This window comes from Mucilaginibacter sp. P4_A11 (assembly GCF_056402535.1).
The window spans coordinates 213,862-230,018 of the sequence record NZ_JBFUHE010000007.1 but is presented as its reverse complement, the minus strand read 5'-3'; the positions used below and the strand labels follow the sequence as shown (position 1 = coordinate 230,018).

The 16,157-nt window shown below is 42.9% G+C and carries 15 protein-coding genes and 2 tRNA genes; 9 read left to right on the top strand and 8 right to left on the bottom strand.

The annotated features are described in order from the left end of the window. Positions 1–38: 38 nt before the first annotated feature. Both metF and AC1DUD_RS15945 read left to right on the top strand, forming a co-directional pair. Positions 39–995 (top strand): methylenetetrahydrofolate reductase [NAD(P)H], encoded by a 957-nt coding sequence (gene metF / locus AC1DUD_RS15950; protein ID WP_477376019.1) that lies wholly within the window; start codon positions 39–41, stop codon positions 993–995. Positions 996–1,206: 211 nt separating this feature from the next. Next, positions 1,207–1,764 (top strand): hypothetical protein, encoded by a 558-nt coding sequence (locus tag AC1DUD_RS15945; RefSeq protein WP_477376017.1) that lies wholly within the window; start codon positions 1,207–1,209, stop codon positions 1,762–1,764. A 60-nt stretch (positions 1,765–1,824) separates the two neighbouring features. Here the strand turns inward: AC1DUD_RS15945 and AC1DUD_RS15940 are convergent, their stop codons facing one another. Next, the gene (locus AC1DUD_RS15940) at positions 1,825–3,663 is read right to left on the bottom strand and encodes a hypothetical protein (protein ID WP_477376015.1); all 1,839 of its coding nucleotides are present in this window, start codon (positions 3,661–3,663) and stop codon (positions 1,825–1,827) included. Positions 3,664–4,353: 690 nt separating this feature from the next. Here AC1DUD_RS15940 and AC1DUD_RS15935 point away from each other — a divergent pair. The 4 genes from AC1DUD_RS15935 to AC1DUD_RS15920 are packed head-to-tail and all read left to right on the top strand — an operon-like array spanning position 4,354 to position 7,039. After that, positions 4,354–4,842, top strand: coding sequence for a hypothetical protein (locus AC1DUD_RS15935; protein WP_477376013.1), 489 nt, complete (start codon positions 4,354–4,356; stop codon positions 4,840–4,842). A 20-nt stretch (positions 4,843–4,862) separates the two neighbouring features. Next, positions 4,863–5,510 carry a hypothetical protein gene (locus tag AC1DUD_RS15930; RefSeq protein WP_477376011.1) on the top strand — a complete coding sequence of 216 codons (648 nt, stop codon included), beginning with the start codon at positions 4,863–4,865 and terminating at the stop codon, positions 5,508–5,510. Between the two features lie 20 nt (positions 5,511–5,530). Continuing rightward, on the top strand, positions 5,531–6,331 hold the full coding sequence (locus AC1DUD_RS15925; protein ID WP_477376009.1) for a sensor histidine kinase: 801 nt from the start codon (positions 5,531–5,533) through the stop codon (positions 6,329–6,331). A 51-nt stretch (positions 6,332–6,382) separates the two neighbouring features. Further along, entirely contained in the window at positions 6,383–7,039 is a 657-nt protein-coding gene (locus AC1DUD_RS15920) for a response regulator transcription factor (protein WP_477376007.1), read from the top strand. 70 nt (positions 7,040–7,109) lie between these two features. Here AC1DUD_RS15920 and AC1DUD_RS15915 read toward each other — a convergent pair whose 3' ends face one another. Further along, positions 7,110–8,003, bottom strand: a complete 894-nt coding sequence (locus AC1DUD_RS15915; RefSeq protein ID WP_477376005.1) for an AraC family transcriptional regulator — start codon at positions 8,001–8,003, stop codon at positions 7,110–7,112. A gap of 124 nt (positions 8,004–8,127) precedes the next feature. On the opposite strand from AC1DUD_RS15915, the gene AC1DUD_RS15910 reads away from it, so the two are divergent. After that, positions 8,128–8,949, top strand: a complete 822-nt coding sequence (locus AC1DUD_RS15910; RefSeq protein WP_477376003.1) for a phytanoyl-CoA dioxygenase family protein — start codon at positions 8,128–8,130, stop codon at positions 8,947–8,949. Between the two features lie 129 nt (positions 8,950–9,078). Here the strand turns inward: AC1DUD_RS15910 and AC1DUD_RS15905 are convergent, their stop codons facing one another. From AC1DUD_RS15905 to AC1DUD_RS15880, 6 genes are read right to left on the bottom strand one after another with little or no spacing between them, the layout of a single operon-like run. Then, complete coding sequence (locus tag AC1DUD_RS15905; protein ID WP_477376001.1) at positions 9,079–10,068, bottom strand: L-histidine N(alpha)-methyltransferase; 990 nt, start codon at positions 10,066–10,068, stop codon at positions 9,079–9,081. 26 nt (positions 10,069–10,094) lie between these two features. Next, a complete protein-coding gene (egtB, locus tag AC1DUD_RS15900) occupies positions 10,095–11,246 on the bottom strand; it encodes an ergothioneine biosynthesis protein EgtB (RefSeq protein ID WP_477375999.1) in 1,152 nt (383 codons plus the stop codon). A 5-nt stretch (positions 11,247–11,251) separates the two neighbouring features. After that, positions 11,252–12,823: an ABC transporter permease/substrate-binding protein gene (locus AC1DUD_RS15895; protein ID WP_477375996.1), complete on the bottom strand. Its 1,572-nt coding sequence runs from the start codon at positions 12,821–12,823 to the stop codon at positions 11,252–11,254. Next, entirely contained in the window at positions 12,816–13,778 is a 963-nt protein-coding gene (locus tag AC1DUD_RS15890) for an ABC transporter ATP-binding protein (RefSeq protein WP_477375994.1), read from the bottom strand. The genes AC1DUD_RS15895 and AC1DUD_RS15890 overlap by 8 nt, the downstream gene beginning before the upstream one ends. A gap of 11 nt (positions 13,779–13,789) precedes the next feature. After that, positions 13,790–15,175 carry a mercuric reductase gene (locus tag AC1DUD_RS15885; protein WP_477375992.1) on the bottom strand — a complete coding sequence of 462 codons (1,386 nt, stop codon included), beginning with the start codon at positions 15,173–15,175 and terminating at the stop codon, positions 13,790–13,792. 3 nt (positions 15,176–15,178) lie between these two features. Next, positions 15,179–15,460 carry a DUF427 domain-containing protein gene (locus tag AC1DUD_RS15880; protein ID WP_110584115.1) on the bottom strand — a complete coding sequence of 94 codons (282 nt, stop codon included), beginning with the start codon at positions 15,458–15,460 and terminating at the stop codon, positions 15,179–15,181. A 197-nt stretch (positions 15,461–15,657) separates the two neighbouring features. On the opposite strand from AC1DUD_RS15880, the gene AC1DUD_RS15875 reads away from it, so the two are divergent. After that, positions 15,658–15,732: transfer RNA gene (locus AC1DUD_RS15875), tRNA-Glu, on the top strand. A gap of 120 nt (positions 15,733–15,852) precedes the next feature. Then, positions 15,853–15,927: transfer RNA gene (locus tag AC1DUD_RS15870), tRNA-Glu, on the top strand. The last annotated feature ends 230 nt before the right edge of the window (positions 15,928–16,157 follow it).

The window sequence follows — 16,157 nt, the reverse complement described above, 5'->3', positions numbered from 1 at the left end:
TGACGGATACAAGATAAGATACGTACCTAAAACGGCCAATGAAAATACCTGAACACATAGCAAACGCCAACGGCAAAACACTTTTTTCTTTTGAATTGATCCCTCCTTTAAAGGGACAGAGTATCCAGGGCATTTATAATGCCATTGATCCGCTGATGGAGTTTAAACCTCCGTTTATTGATGTTACCTCGCTTCGCGAAGATTTCATTTATAAACAGCACCCTAACGGCTTACTGGAGAAACTGGCTTATCGCAAGCGCCCGGGCACCATCGCTATTTGCGCGGCTATCATGAACAAGTATAAGGTGGATACCGTTCCGCATTTGCTTTGCGGTGGCTTTACAAAAGATGAAACCGAGAACGCGCTTATTGAGCTGGAGTTTTTAGGTATTGAAAACGTGCTGGTATTACGCGGCGATGCCCGCATCGGTGATTCATCATTTGTACCTACGCCAAACGGTCACTGCTTTGCTACCGATCTGTTAGAGCAGGTGGTCAATATGAACAACGGGGTTTACCTGCATGAAGATCATGGCAACTCCGCAAAAACAAACTTCTGCATTGGTGTGGCCGGTTATCCCGAAAAACACTTTGAAGCACCTAACCTAAAAACAGATTTCAAATATCTGAAACAAAAGGTAGAGATGGGTGCACAGTTCATTGTAACCCAGATGTTTTTTGATATTGACAGATATAAAGAGTTTGTGAAGGCCTGTCGTGCCAATGGCATCAATGTGCCTATTATTCCGGGATTAAAACCGATCACCTCATCAAAACAACTGGTTACGCTGTCAAAAACCTTCCACATCGATATTCCGGAAGATTTGAGCGATGCTATCCATGCTTGCGAAAACGAAAAAGCGGTGAAAGAGGTGGGCATTGAATGGATGATCAACCAGTGCAAGGAGCTGATTGCCTTTGGCGCTCCTGTACTGCATTTTTATACCATGAGCAACGCCGGGCCAACTAAGCGGATTGCTGAGGCGATATTTTAGGGTGCACACCAAAACTGTGCAAAACCCTCTCAAATCGTCATTGCGAGATACGAAGCAATCCCCGACTGCACAGGGCGAATTTGCATAACTACTCTGTATCTTGGGGATTGCTTCGTACCTCGCAATGAGGGAGTAATTGACCAACAGACATTTATAGTAGCACTTATTACTAAAATAAAATACTACTTTTATTTTAGTAATAAACCTGCCTATGGATACCTTTAGTCACATCAAGGCTGTTATCAGCATTACATTAGGCCTTAGTATTACCCACCTGCTTAAAGGCGCGGCCAAACAGATCCAACATCCCGGCCGTGATAAACCTTACTGGGTGCATAACCTGTGGACGCTTTACGTGTTTATATTGCTACTGCACTTTTGGTGGTGGGAAATCAGCCTGCACGAAATTAAGCACTGGCTTTTTGCCGAGTACTTTTTTATCATCATCTACATTGTAACTTATTACAGCGTTTGCGCTCTGCTATACCCCGACGATCTGAAGGATTATCAAGGCTATAAAGATTATTTCTACTCCCGTCGTAAATGGATCTTTGGCATTTTAGGTGCCAGTTATCTGCTCGATATTGTCGATACAGAAATAAAAGGCCCTACCTATGTACACCATTACAATATCGAGTACCCTATCCGTAACATCAGTCACTTCATATTATGCATGATAGCCATTAAGGTAGAGAACCAGAAGTTTCATGCAGCTTTGGTGATCCTATTTATCCTGTATGAGGCTTCGTACATTCTGCGATTATTTTAACGGTTTAAATAAAGAGGGCGCCGACATGCAACGGCACCCTCATCCCCATTCACATGCAGGTTACTTGCAAAAGATAACCTGGTTCGTTTTTGCCCAGTCGTTACTTTCGCCGGTGGTTAATTTGCGATAGGTAGTCAGGGTTAGGCTATATGCGCATGAGGGCCATGCGCTAAAAGGAGGAGTTAAAACAAATGGGGCCGGTGCGGCCAGGTTAAACTTTTTAGCGTCGCCGCGCGGAGTTGTTCCGCTTGGTAAGCCGCTTATTGTGCCGGTAGCGTTTGACCATACGCCCAGCGACCAGCTCGCAATCAGCTCATGATCGACAGTGTAATCGGCGTGCGCAGTTCCGCTTACCGGGGTACAACCGCTGCCTCCGCCGGCAAAAAGTTCTTCCAGCATCAACAGGTTTACTTCGTTCCAGTTGTTTACATAGATCTTGCCGATAAGCGATTGTGTGTTAAGGTTTGGAGAGCCTGGATTAGCCGGATCATCGGTAGTTTGAAATTGGATATATAACATTCGGCCGTTTTTTTGATCGGCTACAGGCACAGCTAAACCAGGGGTTAACCCGGCACTGGCGTCACCTCCACCAATAATAGTAGCGGTATTTAAATAAAACAGGGAACCATAAAAGCCGTTATCAAGCGCGGGCTGATCAACGCGTACCCAACCATTGGCATCAGGATGCAGCACATGATCGGGGATTGGATTAGGATAATTATCAGCCGGGATACTATCGGGTACCGAAGCAGGTTGATTAATATCGATCACTACATTCTGGAAACCGGTGGTACCGTTCCAGGTGATCTGCCGGGTGGCAACTTTTAAGGCTGTTGCCTCCATCTGGGCAGTAGTTACCGGGCTGAAGTTCACATTATCGGTCGAGAATAAAAAGCGGTAATAAAGCGGACTGGCCGGCGCCGTTGGCACTTTCTTGGTGGCATAGCCTCCCAGCTTCACCGAGCCAAAGAAACCATAACCGGTGCCACCCGCTCCAAATTTGCTGATGAGAGTTTTACCGCTGCCGTCAATATCAGATGTAATACTGAAGTTCCCTACAGAAGTAAACCATGGCGTATCGCTGGTAATGATGCCGCCGCCTTTAATGCAGAGTTTTACGCAGAAGCAGTTGTTAGCATTGTGCCTGTCGTTCTGGCGACCGCGGGTACGGTCTTCGGCAAGCAATACTGTGCCAGATGAGCTTTCAACCCTGAAATAATAATCAGGACCGGCAGGCCATTCAACATTAAGCCATGGTAATAAGGTTTTCCTGAAATTGTCGCCGGGATATACAATAGTGAATTTACCGTTATTATCGGTATAGGCGTTGCCCAAATAGTCGTCTTGCAGTAGGTCGACATCATAGGCAAAAACCTTAACGCCGGGTATTGGCTTTTGGGTTTCACAATCGTTTACATAACCGCAAACTACCCAGATATCCAACAGGGTAAGGATCCGGCAAAACCATTTGGAATCTATTTTATAATCAAATCTTGCGTATTGGGCATTTTCCTTGGTGCTTTTATACAGGAGTTGCAGCGTAGTAATATGAAACTGCAATGCCGGGCCTTTTTTAGGCAGCGGGATTTTGAAAGGCACGTTGCCGCAATACCAGTCCACATCAATACTGCCGCCCTCGTAACCGGATTTGCCACCGTCAATTTCAATGGTAAAATCGCCGTTCTCCTGCACGTCGGCCTGGGTAATAAACAGTCTTTCTTTTGCTTTCAGTTCTTCATCGTTCACCTGGTGAAAGGTTTGTTTGGGATCGGCCACGGCAAGCCGGGTTTCGTTTTGCTGATCAGCGGGGCGATAAACTTTTACCGATGTGCCCGCAACAGGCAGTTCGCAGTCCGAACATAATAAACCGCGAAGGTTCCCTTTAATAATGTAGTTCATAAGTTTTTGATTAGTATTTGTACCGGCTTACTCTTTAAACTGGATTTTCAGCATACTCCACCGCAAGCAGGCTGATGCACAGCTCATTTGCTGGATCAAAGTTTGGGCAAAACCGGTACGCAATCAACGTTGCCACTACGCTATTATAGCCTGTAGTGGTACGCGATATAAAAACGTATCATCAACATGAACCAAACGTAGAATTACGTTTAGGCGGGATTACTGTATAAAAAAAGCGCCTTCCTGATTAGAGGGAAAGGCGCAGGCTCATAAATTTTGGTTTATTAATGGTTCAGTAAAGGACTGTGTGATCTTGTTTAATGTTTAACTAACTCATCTTAACATTCCGCAAAACCAGGAATAGTAATATTAATACTACTTAAAGCAATTTAATAAATAATATTTATAATTTAATATAAAAACTTCTGCTATTTAAAACAGTATGTTTTATACAGAAAACTCACAAAAAGACACCTGTTTTAAGCCACGTAAGATTACAGTTTTTGATACGTAAAAATACGCATAATACGCGGGTAATAAAACGCAAGTAATTTACAATCAACTAATAATCAGCCATATAAAACACAATCAAAAACCTATTGCAACTTATATGACCGGGAATATCATTGAAACAGATGCTTATTAGTATTAGTTTTATACAAACTAAATCCCTACACGCTATTATTTTTTATGGAAACACAAGAAAAAAGACCATCATCACCCATCACAGGCCAGGAAGGCGCACCAATTGAACTTGATTTAGCCGCACAATGGACAAAGAATCACAGGCATCGCAATCCGAAAGATATTATATCACAGTTTTTTGGACAAGAAATATTAAATACCATACTGAGCCAGAATGGCTGCTTGGGTATTCGTATTTATTATGCAAATGATCAAAAACTTAATGACTGGCAAAAATTCTGGGTTTCTGTAAGTAATTTCCTGTTATCTGTTATTGCCAATGTTGGCGGGCAGCAGCATTTTATAATCACGGGCGTAACAGCCGATGGCCAGGATCAGCTTCCTGATAGTAATAAAGTGGCCGAGACAACTCCTCCGGCAGGTGCTCAAACTTTCAAACTGATGAAAGCCGAAAAACAAAATGTTGTTGGCGAACAGGCTGTGCCATGTCCAGGTACTGCTGGTTGCCCACAAAACATTTTGACTCAAGACTAATATTAAACTACTCTAACCACATGCTTGTAAGCGTTTTATTAATGAATATATCGGTCATCTCCGGTCTATTCCCGTTAGCGGCAGCAGCGCATAACTACAAGCATTTAGATAGCTTAATGAAGTTATTAGCCTTGTTTTTATTGATATCAGGATTATTCGACTGGTCAATGTGGTTGTCATATCAGTTCAAGCCACACACAGGGCACCCATTAAATACGAATCCATTACTTCACGTATATGTTATTATAACAATAGGATTTTTTAGCCTGATGTACTATAAGCTGTTCTTAAAGCCTTTTTTAAAAAAGATAGTTATACTACTCGCCGCTATAACAATGGCGATAGTATTATATAATGCAAAGAATTTGTTTGATTACCCATCTGTGTCAAATACAACTTCGAGCCTTTTGCTAATAATACTATCGCTTATATATTTCTATCAGCTTTTAAATCCTCAAACCTTTATTCATATTGAAAAACAGGGTTTATTTTGGTTTAACTCAGGTGTGCTATTTTATTCAGCAGTGAATATTTTTTTATTTATGCTTTTTAGCAGGATACCAGATAAGGATAAAGCAGATTATTACGTTATATTTAGCATAACAAATATTATTACTAACTTAATATACGCCGTAGCCTTGCTTTGCAAACCACAGAAAACGGACTGATAAAGGTTTGCACTATAACTATGTACGACAGCCCTATTTTAGAAATAACCCAAAACGGACTGGTTCCAATTCTGATCATCGGGACACTAGTGGTTGTTGTATTGATTATTTTTTTATTCTTCTTCGTGATCATATACCAGCGGAGAATGTTAAAAAACCAGGCGGATTTGCGTGCACTGCACGATGCCCGCCAAACAGATTTGATGAATGCCGTTTTTGAAACCCAGGAAAGTGAGCGCAGGCGCCTGGCCGAAGACCTGCATGACAGTGTTGGCCAGGTGCTTTCGGCTATTAAACTTAACCTGCACCGGCTGGATAAAAACTGCGTGAATGAGGTAACACAGCCCTTGCTAATGGATACCCGCAAACTGGCCGATGAATGTATCCAGGAGATCAGGAATATTATACAAAATGTACTGCCCCCCATACTTACCGATTATGGTTTGCTCGTTGCGGTTGAAGCATTGTGTACCAAGGTTGAAAACAATACTCACATTAAAGTTAAGTTCTCTAAAAACTTTGCTGATAAACGCTTCCCCAATGATATTGAACTGGCCATGTACCGCATAGCCCAGGAACTTTTCGGCAATGCTATAAAACACTCGGAAGCCACCATTATTAACCTCAATATAGCCTTAGATTCCGGCTACCTTGTTATGGAATTTAAAGATAACGGCAAGGGTTTTAATATGGGCGATGTTAAGCAGGGCTTCGGACTTAAAAATTTACAAAGTCGCGTGCAACTCATTAACGGTGAAATAAATACATACAGCAAACCGCTTAGCGGGGCAATCACAATCATTAAATTAAAAGTAGCATAGTTAAAATCAATAGCCTATATTTATTAATTATTTGAATTTTGAAAGCAACCAATGGGCCCAATTAAATTAGGTATAGTAGACGACCATAAAATTTTCAGAAATGGTTTAAAAGCTACCCTTGAAGATTGCGGGGATTTTGAGCTGGTACTCGAAGCTTCAAACGGAAAAGAGCTGATAGGCTTATTAACCGACAAAACCCCTGATGTTATATTAATGGATATTAAAATGCCCGAGATGGATGGCATCCAAACCGCCACTCATGTTCATCAGCATTTTAAGGATATTAAGATCCTGGCGTTATCCATGTTTAATGAAGACAAATATATTGTAGACATGATGAAGGCCGGCGCATCGGGCTACCTACTTAAAAACGCCGAACCGGAAGAGATCATCGAAGCCGTATCCACCGTTTACAACAAAGGCTTTTATTTTAATGAACATCTGTCCATAACCCTCATCAAACAACTGGTAGGCAATGACCAGGCCGATAATATCCCTAATAACAGAACCGACCTTAACGAGCGCGAAATTGAAGTGCTTAAACTGGTTTGCCAGGAATGCTCCAACCAGGAGATAGCAGATAAAATTTTCCTGAGCGTGCGCACTGTTGAAGGCTACCGCGCAAGACTATTTGAAAAAACCGGATCGAAAAATTTAGTGGGGTTGGTTATTTATGCCATTAAACGAGGCATTATCAATGTCACTTAGTCTATAGTTGTGAGTCACAAGCTCTAAGTCTAAAAAAGAGGAGCAAGACTTTCGACTTAGTACTTAATAATTACGCCGATAGCTTTTTATCACCAGCCAGGTTACGCATAAACCTTTTGCGGTAGTTAAGCGGACTCAGGTTCATTTTGGCTTTAAACATTTTATAAAAATGCGATACATCGCCAAAACCACTCTCATACGAGATCTCTGAAATAGGCTTATCCGTTTGCACCAGTTGCTGAATGGCATAATTAAGCCGGTATTCAATTATAGTTTCCATGAATGTTTTGCGGGTAACTTTTTTAAAGTATTTGCAAAAAGCATTCGGGGTCATATTAGCAATACTGGCCGCTTTATCTAATGATACGTGTTTCCTGAAGTTATCAACCAGGTAGGCAAATACAGGGTTAATCCGTTCGCGCTCAGTATTGGAGCGCTCGCCTATAATGCGGTGCTGATCGAGCAGGGTATACTCTTCTGACGAAGCCATGCGGTGTAAGATCTCCAGCAAACCGATCAGCATCCTGAAATTACTTTTTTCTTCAACCAGGCCAAGTAACAACTTTTTAACCTCCGCGCAGGTTTCACCATAAAACGAAACGCCGCATCCGCTTTGCTGAAAAAGTTTTTTGATGAGCTGAAGCTCAAATTTATTGAAAAACTCTTCGCCTAAAAAAGCATCATTAAACTGTATAACTACGGCGCTTGCTTCGCGAAGCACTGTTTCATTGGGCTCCAGTTTCCAGCAATGCGGCAGGTTAGGACCAAGCAAAACCAAATCGCCGGACGCAAAATCCTCCATATGGCTGCCAACATAGCGCTTGCCGGAACCGCTGATAATACACGTCAATTCATATTCCTCGTGGAAATGATAAGGGGCATCAAATGCCAGCTTGTCAAATTTCCGGATAAGAAATGACTGCGTATTTGTAGGCTGAAGAACTTCGTACGACGCTTTTATCATTGCATATTTTAACGTAAATAAAACCCCGATTCAAATTACGGATAAAATCACCCATAAATGTACCATTCATTTCATTTTTTTTCAACTAAAGTTAACCTTACTTTGAAATATAAACCTAAAAACTATGAATACACAGATCGCTCATTTACCGGTACTTGATAATTTTATAAAACTATCCAACCACAATATTAATGAATTTCGTGAAAAAGGCCATACCCTTGTACACGAAGTGCTTACAAAAGATGAAATTGCTGCTTATCGCCCCGTAATTGTTGGCGCGGCCGACAGGTACAACACCGAAAAGCGCAAACTGGAGGAACGGGACACCTACGGCAAGGCGTTTTTACAGATCATGAACCTGTGGCAGGTTGATGAAGATGTTAAAACTTTTGTAATGGCCAAACGCCTGGCAAAAATTGCCGCCGATCTGATGGGGGTTGAAAACGTACGCATTTATCATGATCAGGCCCTGTTTAAAGAACCCGGCGGCGGCCCTACACCATGGCACCAGGACCAGTACTACTGGCCCATCGATACCAATAACACCGTAACCCTTTGGATGCCGTTGATTGATATTGATGTAAATATGGGAATGCTAACCTTTGCCTCAGGCTCATATGTTAACGGCGCCGTATTTAACACCGAAATTTCTGACGAATCGGAATCGGCTTTTGATGATTATGTTAAAGAGAAGGGATTTGAGATAACCCGCGCCAAAACCATGAAAGCCGGCGATGCTACCTGGCACAGGGGTTTTACCATCCATAACGCACCGGGCAATAACTCAAATAAGATGCGTGAGGTGATGACCATAATTTACGTGGCCGATGGCGCCCGCATCACCCCCTACAAAAATGAATGGCAAAAAAATGATCACCATAAATGGCTGATGGGTAAACCTATCGGCGGACTGATAGATTCGGAATTGAACCCGAAGGTGCTGTAGTTTTTTTTTACCGTCATTGCGGGGTACGAAGCAATCCCCAACTATACAGGGTGAATTTGCATAGCCGCTCTGCTAATCGGAGATTGCTTCGTACCTCGCAATGACGCGCTAAGAAAAATCATGGTTTGTTTATGCTGCCACCCAGACCGCATCAATAAACCATTTTTTTGTATCGAAAAATTGCCCTACCGGCTGAAAGCCTGTGTTTATGGCAATCTGATCGGTTTGCATCAGGGTAAACTTTTGGGAGATCTCCATATAGATGTATTCATCTTTTTTGAAATCTATTTTTTCGTTGCCGATAGTTACCTGCTGATCCTGCAAACTGATGAGGTAGCTTTTGCAGGCGCCGGTTTCTGGATCGTAGGTTGGATAATGTTCAAATTTGCTTACATCAAAATCGGCATGCAACTCGCGGTTAATGCGGCGAAGCAGGTTGAGGTTAAACTCACGGGTAATACCATCTTTATCATTATAAGCTGCAAGAATAACCCTCGGATCTTTTTTCAGGTCCATGCCAATCAATACCATATCACCCTCCGACAGGTTGTTTCTTAGCTCACGGCAAAACTCAATGGCTGCATCAAGCGGCATATTGCCAATGTTTGAACCTAAAAACAGCACCACTTTACGTCTCGGTGAAATAGCTGCCGCTTTATTCAACATCTCAAAATATTCGCCGTTAAGCCCGGTAATTTTTATACCCGGCAAGGTTACCGGCAGGGTTATGTTAAGATATGATATTACGTTGTCTGAGATATCTATGGGCAGATAGGTAAAATCGGCATTTTTATCTAACAGGTATTTAAGCAGATAGCTTGATTTAGTGGCATCACCGGCACCAAGCTCAATCAGGTCAAAGGCATCGCCATCGGCAATCAATGCATCGCAGATCTCGGCGGTTTTCTCCGAAAAAATCTCCAGTTCGCAATTGGTTGGATAATATTCAGGGCAGTTCATGAGCTCCTGGAATAGCTTGTCGCCATTGGCATCATAAAAATATTTTGAGTTCAGGTGCTTTGGTTCCGATTGCAACCCTGCAATAACGTCGGCATAAAACTGCCTGTTTTCGGCACTTATGTCACAATTTACGGCTGTTGATGTAAAGGCTTGGTTCATAGAGATGGTGGTGTTTTTGTGTCAATTTACTTCGCAAGTCTTATGCCAGTAAACTGCCAGCGTAAATTTGTTTGAAAAAAATTGCGATAAGTTGCACGACTATGACCCGGAGGCGTAACTTCTGACGCGCCGCGCAGCACTTTCTGGTTAACCATAAATTTACCATTATATTCGCCAATAGCACCCGGCGCTTTGGCAAAACCCGGATAAGGCAGGTATGAGCTTTCTGTCCACTCCCAACAGCGGCCCCAATTAAATTTTGATGCAGCAGCCTCCCATTCAAATTCAGTTGGTAGCCTTAAACCCTTCCATGAGGCGTAAGCATAGGCTTCAAAATAGCTGATGTGAGTAACCGGCTCTTTTAAATGCAATAGCTCCAAGCCATGATAGGTGTAGTTATGCCATTCATTATCTATTAAATGCCAATACAGCGGCGCTTCAACCTTATTGGTTTTCACCCAATCCCAACCTTCAGCATGCCAATGCCTGAAATCATGATAACCACCGCTATTAATAAACTCAAGGTATCCGGCGTTGGTAACCAGCTTAGGGCTTACCCCGTAAGCGTTCAGGTACACTTTATGGCGGTTAAGCTCATTATCAAAACAAAAGCCATCACCGGTAAAGCCTATTTCATAAATGCCTTCATCCATGTTAATAAAAGCATCATCTACCCCTTCGTCAATATGCGGAGCGGCGTAGTTTTTATTATAGGCTGGGAACAGCGGATTGTGGCCTAATATGAATTTAATATCCGTCATTAAAAGCTCCTGGTGCTGCTCTTCGTGGTTAAAGCCAAGGATAAGCAATTCTTTAACATCGTCATTTATATCACCACATAAAAAGCCTTCCATGGCCTCATCAACATACTTGCGGTAGCTGTAAATTTCAATAACCGTAGGCCTGCTCAGATTGCCCCTGTCGGTACGGATCACGCGTGTGCCAACAGTTTCGTAGTAACTGTTAAAAACGTAGTTGTAATCGGGATTATATTCCTGGTAGCCCATAAAATAGGGTTTCAGGATAAAAGTTTCAAAAAACCAGGTAACATGTCCGATATGCCATTTAGGCGGACTAACATCCACCACGGGCTGTACCACGTAGTCTTCCGTTTGCAAATACGAGCAAATTTTTTCTGTACGCTGCCGTACTTCTTTGTACCTGGCTATTAAATCCATTGATATTACTTCTTATCCAAAAACTGCTTTAAGTTTGAAATTGTTTTAATGCCCAATTGCTTTGCCTGCTGCTGCCTCATCATTAAAGCGTAAGCATTATTAAAGCCAATGGGTTTAAGCCATTTAATTTGATACTTAATTTCAAACTGCCGCTGTACGTAATTGTAGGTGCTATCCCTGTTTATTGTTACTTCATTAACTGTTTTAAGCGATGCCTGTAATATAGCCAGCAAACCAGTACCCGTGTATTCGGGGTAAAAATCTATCTGGTTATTGGTTAGCGCATCAAAACAAATTTTAGTGCCGCCAAGGCCTGTTTTGGTTGACACATCGTGATCTGTATAACCTTTTATCAGCATGCTGTACATATTAGCCAGGATATATTGCTCGCCAAAAATCTTCGAACCTATCCGCACCATGCCATCGCTTCCGCCACGCTCCGGTCGCCACAACTTATTGGCAACCAAAAAATCCTTAGCAACCCTTTCGGGGCTTTGGTGAAGATAGTCGGTACGGTAATTTAAAACAGTCATTACTGAATCATTTATTTTACCGGCAAGCAAATTTAGTGTCTGCTCGAGGTCAGGAAATTTTTGAAGCGCATCGTCGCGTATAATGGGAGCGGCGTAATACGGCGGGAAAATATGTTTGTCGTCATCCAGCACAACCAAATCGTATGCTTTTAGCCTGCCATCGGTTGAGTAACCGCTGATCACGTCGAGCTGCTTTTCAAACGCGGCCTTATACATCACAGCATCGCTGATCACGATAGTATGAATCTTTAAGCCATACTTGCTCCTAAGACCAAGGTCGCCATCCTGCCTTCCCATAAATTCGGGCGTAAACCCAGCTGTTAGCTTTCCTTTTGATTTTGCCGGGATAATATAGAACAGGCACAACAGTATCAGCAATGCTGGAAATACATACAAAAACTTTTTCAGTTTTTTAAAGCTGATCTTTTGCACTATTGACAGCAACAGATCGAAAATAATCGCCAACAGCGCTGAAGGAATTGCCCCGGCCAGGATCATGTTGGTATTATTAAGTGAGATTCCACCAAAAATAAACTCACCCAAACCACCCGCCGCAATCAGCGAAGCCAGCGTTGCAACCCCAACGTTAATCACGGTAGCAGTACGGATGCCTGCAAAAATCACCGGCATAGCCAGGGGTAATTCTACCTTAAACAAGATCTGCCATTTACTCATGCCCATGGCAACAGCCGCTTCCTTAACTGCCGCATCAACCCCTAAAATACCGGTGTATGTATTACGGATAATAGGTAACAGGGCATATAACAACAGGGCAACAATAGCAGGTTTAGGGCCAATCCCCAAAACAGGGATCATAAACCCAAGCAATGCAATACTGGGGATAGTTTGCAATACACCTGCAATCCCTAAAACCGCACCCGCCAGTTGTTTTTTACGAACGATAAGGATCCCCAACGGCAAGCCAATCAACACAGCAATACACAGCGAAATAAAGGTAAGCCCAATATGCTGCAAGGTTTGTTCCTGCAATTTGCCGGCCTGCTGCTGCATAAACTGAAATAAAGTTTGCTGCTGCTCATTCATGGGCCTGATGGTTTTTATATTGATAAAAGGCCGTCATCAACTGCTCAAAGCTTACAGTTTTAACCTGGTTTTGATCTCTGCTGATATTGACAGTTTCGCCATCATTAAATTTAAAACTCTCCAATGCCTCCCACAGGTTAGTGCCGACAGTAAATGACGATGCATTTGCCTCTTTATGCAGCTCGGGTAGCAGCTCCCAAAGGTCGGCCAACTTAATGGCTTTAAACTCCAGTTGCAGGCGCTGGTGTTTCAGAAAGTCTTTTACAAAATCATTAACCGGATTAAAAAGTAACTGAGCAGGTGTGCCCGATTGGACAATTTTGCCTTGATCCATCAGGCAGATCCTATCGCCCAGTTCAAAAGCTTCCTGCACATCATGGGTTACCATGATGATGGTTTTGCGCTTAAGCTCATCAAGTGCTTTAAATTCGGCATGAATTTTTGAGCGGGTAACATTATCCAGCGCCCCGAAAGGCTCATCCATCAATAACACCGGCGGATCGGATACCAATGCCCTGGCCAGGCCAATGCGCTGCTGCTGGCCGCCGCTCAATTCGTTCGGGTAAACATTTAAATAGGAGGCATCGAGGTGGAGTTTTTCCATTAGCTCGGCGGTACGCTTTTCGGTTTTCTGCTTATCCCGTTTCAGCAGATTGGGCACAACAGCAATATTTTGAGCAACGGTATAATGCGGAAACAGGCCATTATTTTGCAGCACATAGCCAATTCCGCGGCGCAGGGATTCAGGCTGCTGTTCCAATATGTTTTTATCATCTATGTAAATGCTGCCGCTTGTTGGCTCAATAAGCCGGTTGATCATTTTTAGCGTAGTGGTTTTACCGCAGCCACTGGTGCCTAACAGGATAAGGTTTTCCTGATCCTCTACCTCAAATGATACACCATCAACCGCTTTAACCCCGCCAAAATGTTTGCTTACCTTGTCAACTTTTATCATGCGCGCCAGATTTAATCACCAAGGGTCATGAACAGGTTGTTCAGCGATTCGGAATATAACGGATGGGCAAAAACGCAATAGCGGATCCTATCATAAGTAATGCCGCCTTCCATAGCCATTTGCAGCACGGTCATGATCTCGCCGCCTTCCGGGCCAAGTACGGTAGCGCCTAAGATCTTTTTTGTATCCGGATCAACAATAGCTTTCATAAAGCCCCGTGTGTCGCCGGTTTCAATGGCACGCGCCACATGTGCCATTGGCAGTTTGGCCACTTTATATTTGATCCCCTGTTTTTTGGCCTCGGTTTCATCAATGCCAATCCGGCCCAGTTGTGGGTCGGTAAACATACAGTAAGGTACCGGGCGGTCTTTGATGTTATAATCCGTTTTTTCAAAAAGATTACGATAAACAATAGTATAATCGTTATAGGAAATATGCGTAAAAGCAGGCCCGCCCTTGGCATCGCCAAGCGCATAGATGCCGGCGGCGCTGGTTTCCATTTTATCGTTCACTTTGATATTGCCATGCTCATCTGTTTCGATCCCGGCAACCGGCAGGTTCAATGCTTCCGTTTGCGGTTTACGGCCAATGGCTACCAGCACATGGGTGCATTTAATTTTCCGCTCCTCCCCTTTTTGGGATATGGTTACCGTTATTTTGCCACCCGTTTTTTGTTTAAACTTAATGGCCTGCGTGTTATTGTGAATTATGATGGATTCCATCTCGAGGATCTTTTGCATCTCTACCGAAATATCCTCGTCCTCATGTGATACTATCCGTTCCGATTTTTCCAGGATAGTAACCTTGCTGCCAAAGCGTCTGAACATCTGCCCAAATTCCAGGCCGATATAATTTCCGCCAAGTACCAGCAAATGTTCCGGCACTTTATCGAGGTCAAGGATGGTGGTTGAGTTAAAATACTGGATCTCATTCAACCCCTCTATTTCGGGTACCAAAGGCGAAGCACCCGGGTTTAAAAAGACAAGATCAGCCGAAAAGCTTTGCTTTTTACCGCTGTTGAGCCTAACCTCGATAGTTTTCTCTCCGGTGAACACAGCCTCTCCAAATACTACGTCAAGGTTTTGCGTTTTTTCGGCAGCTTTCAATCCGCCATTGCGTGAGCGTAATACAATATCGTCCTTACGTTTTTTAATAGCAGCCAGATCAACCGAAAACTTTTTTACGGGCACGCCCAACTCATGGCTTTTACCTGCCATGTAAGCCGCCTTTGCCGAAGCAACCATGGTTTTAGTGGGCGTGCAGCCATCATTAACGCAGGTGCCGCCATAAAACCGTTTCTCAATCAAGACAGTCTTTTTCCCGGCTTTAGCCAATCTTTTGGCTAAGGGACCGCCGGCCTGCCCGGCACCTATAACAATGGCATCGTAAGTTTTCATAGTTTATTCAGTAATTTTCACTCCCTTCCAAAACGCTACATAGTTAGTAATGTTTGTCGCAGCCTCTTTTGGCTCGGGATAATACCAGGCAGCATCCTGGTTTTCCTTACCATCAACTTCAAGCGAATAGTATGATGCCAGCCCCTTCCACGGGCAGGTAGTATGTACGTCAGATGGTTTAAGATACTCGGCCTTAACACTTTCTTTAGGGAAATAATGATTATTTTCAACAACAATAGTGTCATTGCTTTCGGCAATGACCTGGTTATTCCAGATAGCTTTCATAAAAAGATGATTGATTTATGGAATAAAGATAGCCTTAACCCAGCAAAGATTGCAAGCCCGCAGGCGTAATTTTATTTTATTTAATTGATAGCCAGCCATTTTTACAAGCCATTTAATTTTTTTTTGAAAATTATTTTAATTTTATCACTTAAACTCTATCTTTGCAATCCCAAATCAAGGGAAACAAAATAAAACAAGGCCCGTTCGTCTAGGGGTTAGGACAGGAGATTTTCATTCTTCAAACAGGGGTTCGATTCCCCTACGGGCTACCAAGACACAAAACCTCAAGTCGAAAGATCTGGGGTTTTTTTAATATCTTAACCGTTCGGTCCATTAACAATCACCCGGTTAAGCAACAATACGATCCCAGCCATGGGAAACAAAATAAAAATGGCCCGTTCGTCTAGGGGTTAGGACAGGAGATTTTCATTCTTCAAACAGGGGTTCGATTCCCCTACGGGCTACCATCAATAAAAGCAACTCGCTAATATCTTCATTATTAGCGAGTTGCTTTACTTTTAAGCTTCTTATAAATGAAATTAAGCGAAAAATAAATATCTTAATATCCTTATTGTCAGGCAGTTATAGCCACAGCAGTATTCAATTCCCCACAGCTATTCCATTCCTTTAAAAGTGCTATTTTTTTGCTTTCGAGGTTTAGCGTTTCTTCTTTTAAGCACCTTCAATCTATTCGGGC

What these genes read in the sequence shown, in the direction of transcription:
- metF (WP_477376019.1), top strand. Translation starts at nt 39, where the DNA reads ATGAAAATACCTGAACACATAGCAAACGCCAACGGCAAAACACTTTTT.
- AC1DUD_RS15945 (WP_477376017.1), top strand. Translation starts at nt 1,207, where the DNA reads ATGGATACCTTTAGTCACATCAAGGCTGTTATCAGCATTACATTAGGC.
- AC1DUD_RS15940 (WP_477376015.1), bottom strand. Translation starts at nt 3,663, where the DNA reads ATGAACTACATTATTAAAGGGAACCTTCGCGGTTTATTATGTTCGGAC.
- AC1DUD_RS15935 (WP_477376013.1), top strand. Translation starts at nt 4,354, where the DNA reads ATGGAAACACAAGAAAAAAGACCATCATCACCCATCACAGGCCAGGAA.
- AC1DUD_RS15930 (WP_477376011.1), top strand. Translation starts at nt 4,863, where the DNA reads ATGCTTGTAAGCGTTTTATTAATGAATATATCGGTCATCTCCGGTCTA.
- AC1DUD_RS15925 (WP_477376009.1), top strand. Translation starts at nt 5,531, where the DNA reads ATGTACGACAGCCCTATTTTAGAAATAACCCAAAACGGACTGGTTCCA.
- AC1DUD_RS15920 (WP_477376007.1), top strand. Translation starts at nt 6,383, where the DNA reads ATGGGCCCAATTAAATTAGGTATAGTAGACGACCATAAAATTTTCAGA.
- AC1DUD_RS15915 (WP_477376005.1), bottom strand. Translation starts at nt 8,003, where the DNA reads ATGATAAAAGCGTCGTACGAAGTTCTTCAGCCTACAAATACGCAGTCA.
- AC1DUD_RS15910 (WP_477376003.1), top strand. Translation starts at nt 8,128, where the DNA reads ATGAATACACAGATCGCTCATTTACCGGTACTTGATAATTTTATAAAA.
- AC1DUD_RS15905 (WP_477376001.1), bottom strand. Translation starts at nt 10,068, where the DNA reads ATGAACCAAGCCTTTACATCAACAGCCGTAAATTGTGACATAAGTGCC.
- egtB (WP_477375999.1), bottom strand. Translation starts at nt 11,246, where the DNA reads ATGGATTTAATAGCCAGGTACAAAGAAGTACGGCAGCGTACAGAAAAA.
- AC1DUD_RS15895 (WP_477375996.1), bottom strand. Translation starts at nt 12,823, where the DNA reads ATGAATGAGCAGCAGCAAACTTTATTTCAGTTTATGCAGCAGCAGGCC.
- AC1DUD_RS15890 (WP_477375994.1), bottom strand. Translation starts at nt 13,778, where the DNA reads ATGATAAAAGTTGACAAGGTAAGCAAACATTTTGGCGGGGTTAAAGCG.
- AC1DUD_RS15885 (WP_477375992.1), bottom strand. Translation starts at nt 15,175, where the DNA reads ATGAAAACTTACGATGCCATTGTTATAGGTGCCGGGCAGGCCGGCGGT.
- AC1DUD_RS15880 (WP_110584115.1), bottom strand. Translation starts at nt 15,460, where the DNA reads ATGAAAGCTATCTGGAATAACCAGGTCATTGCCGAAAGCAATGACACT.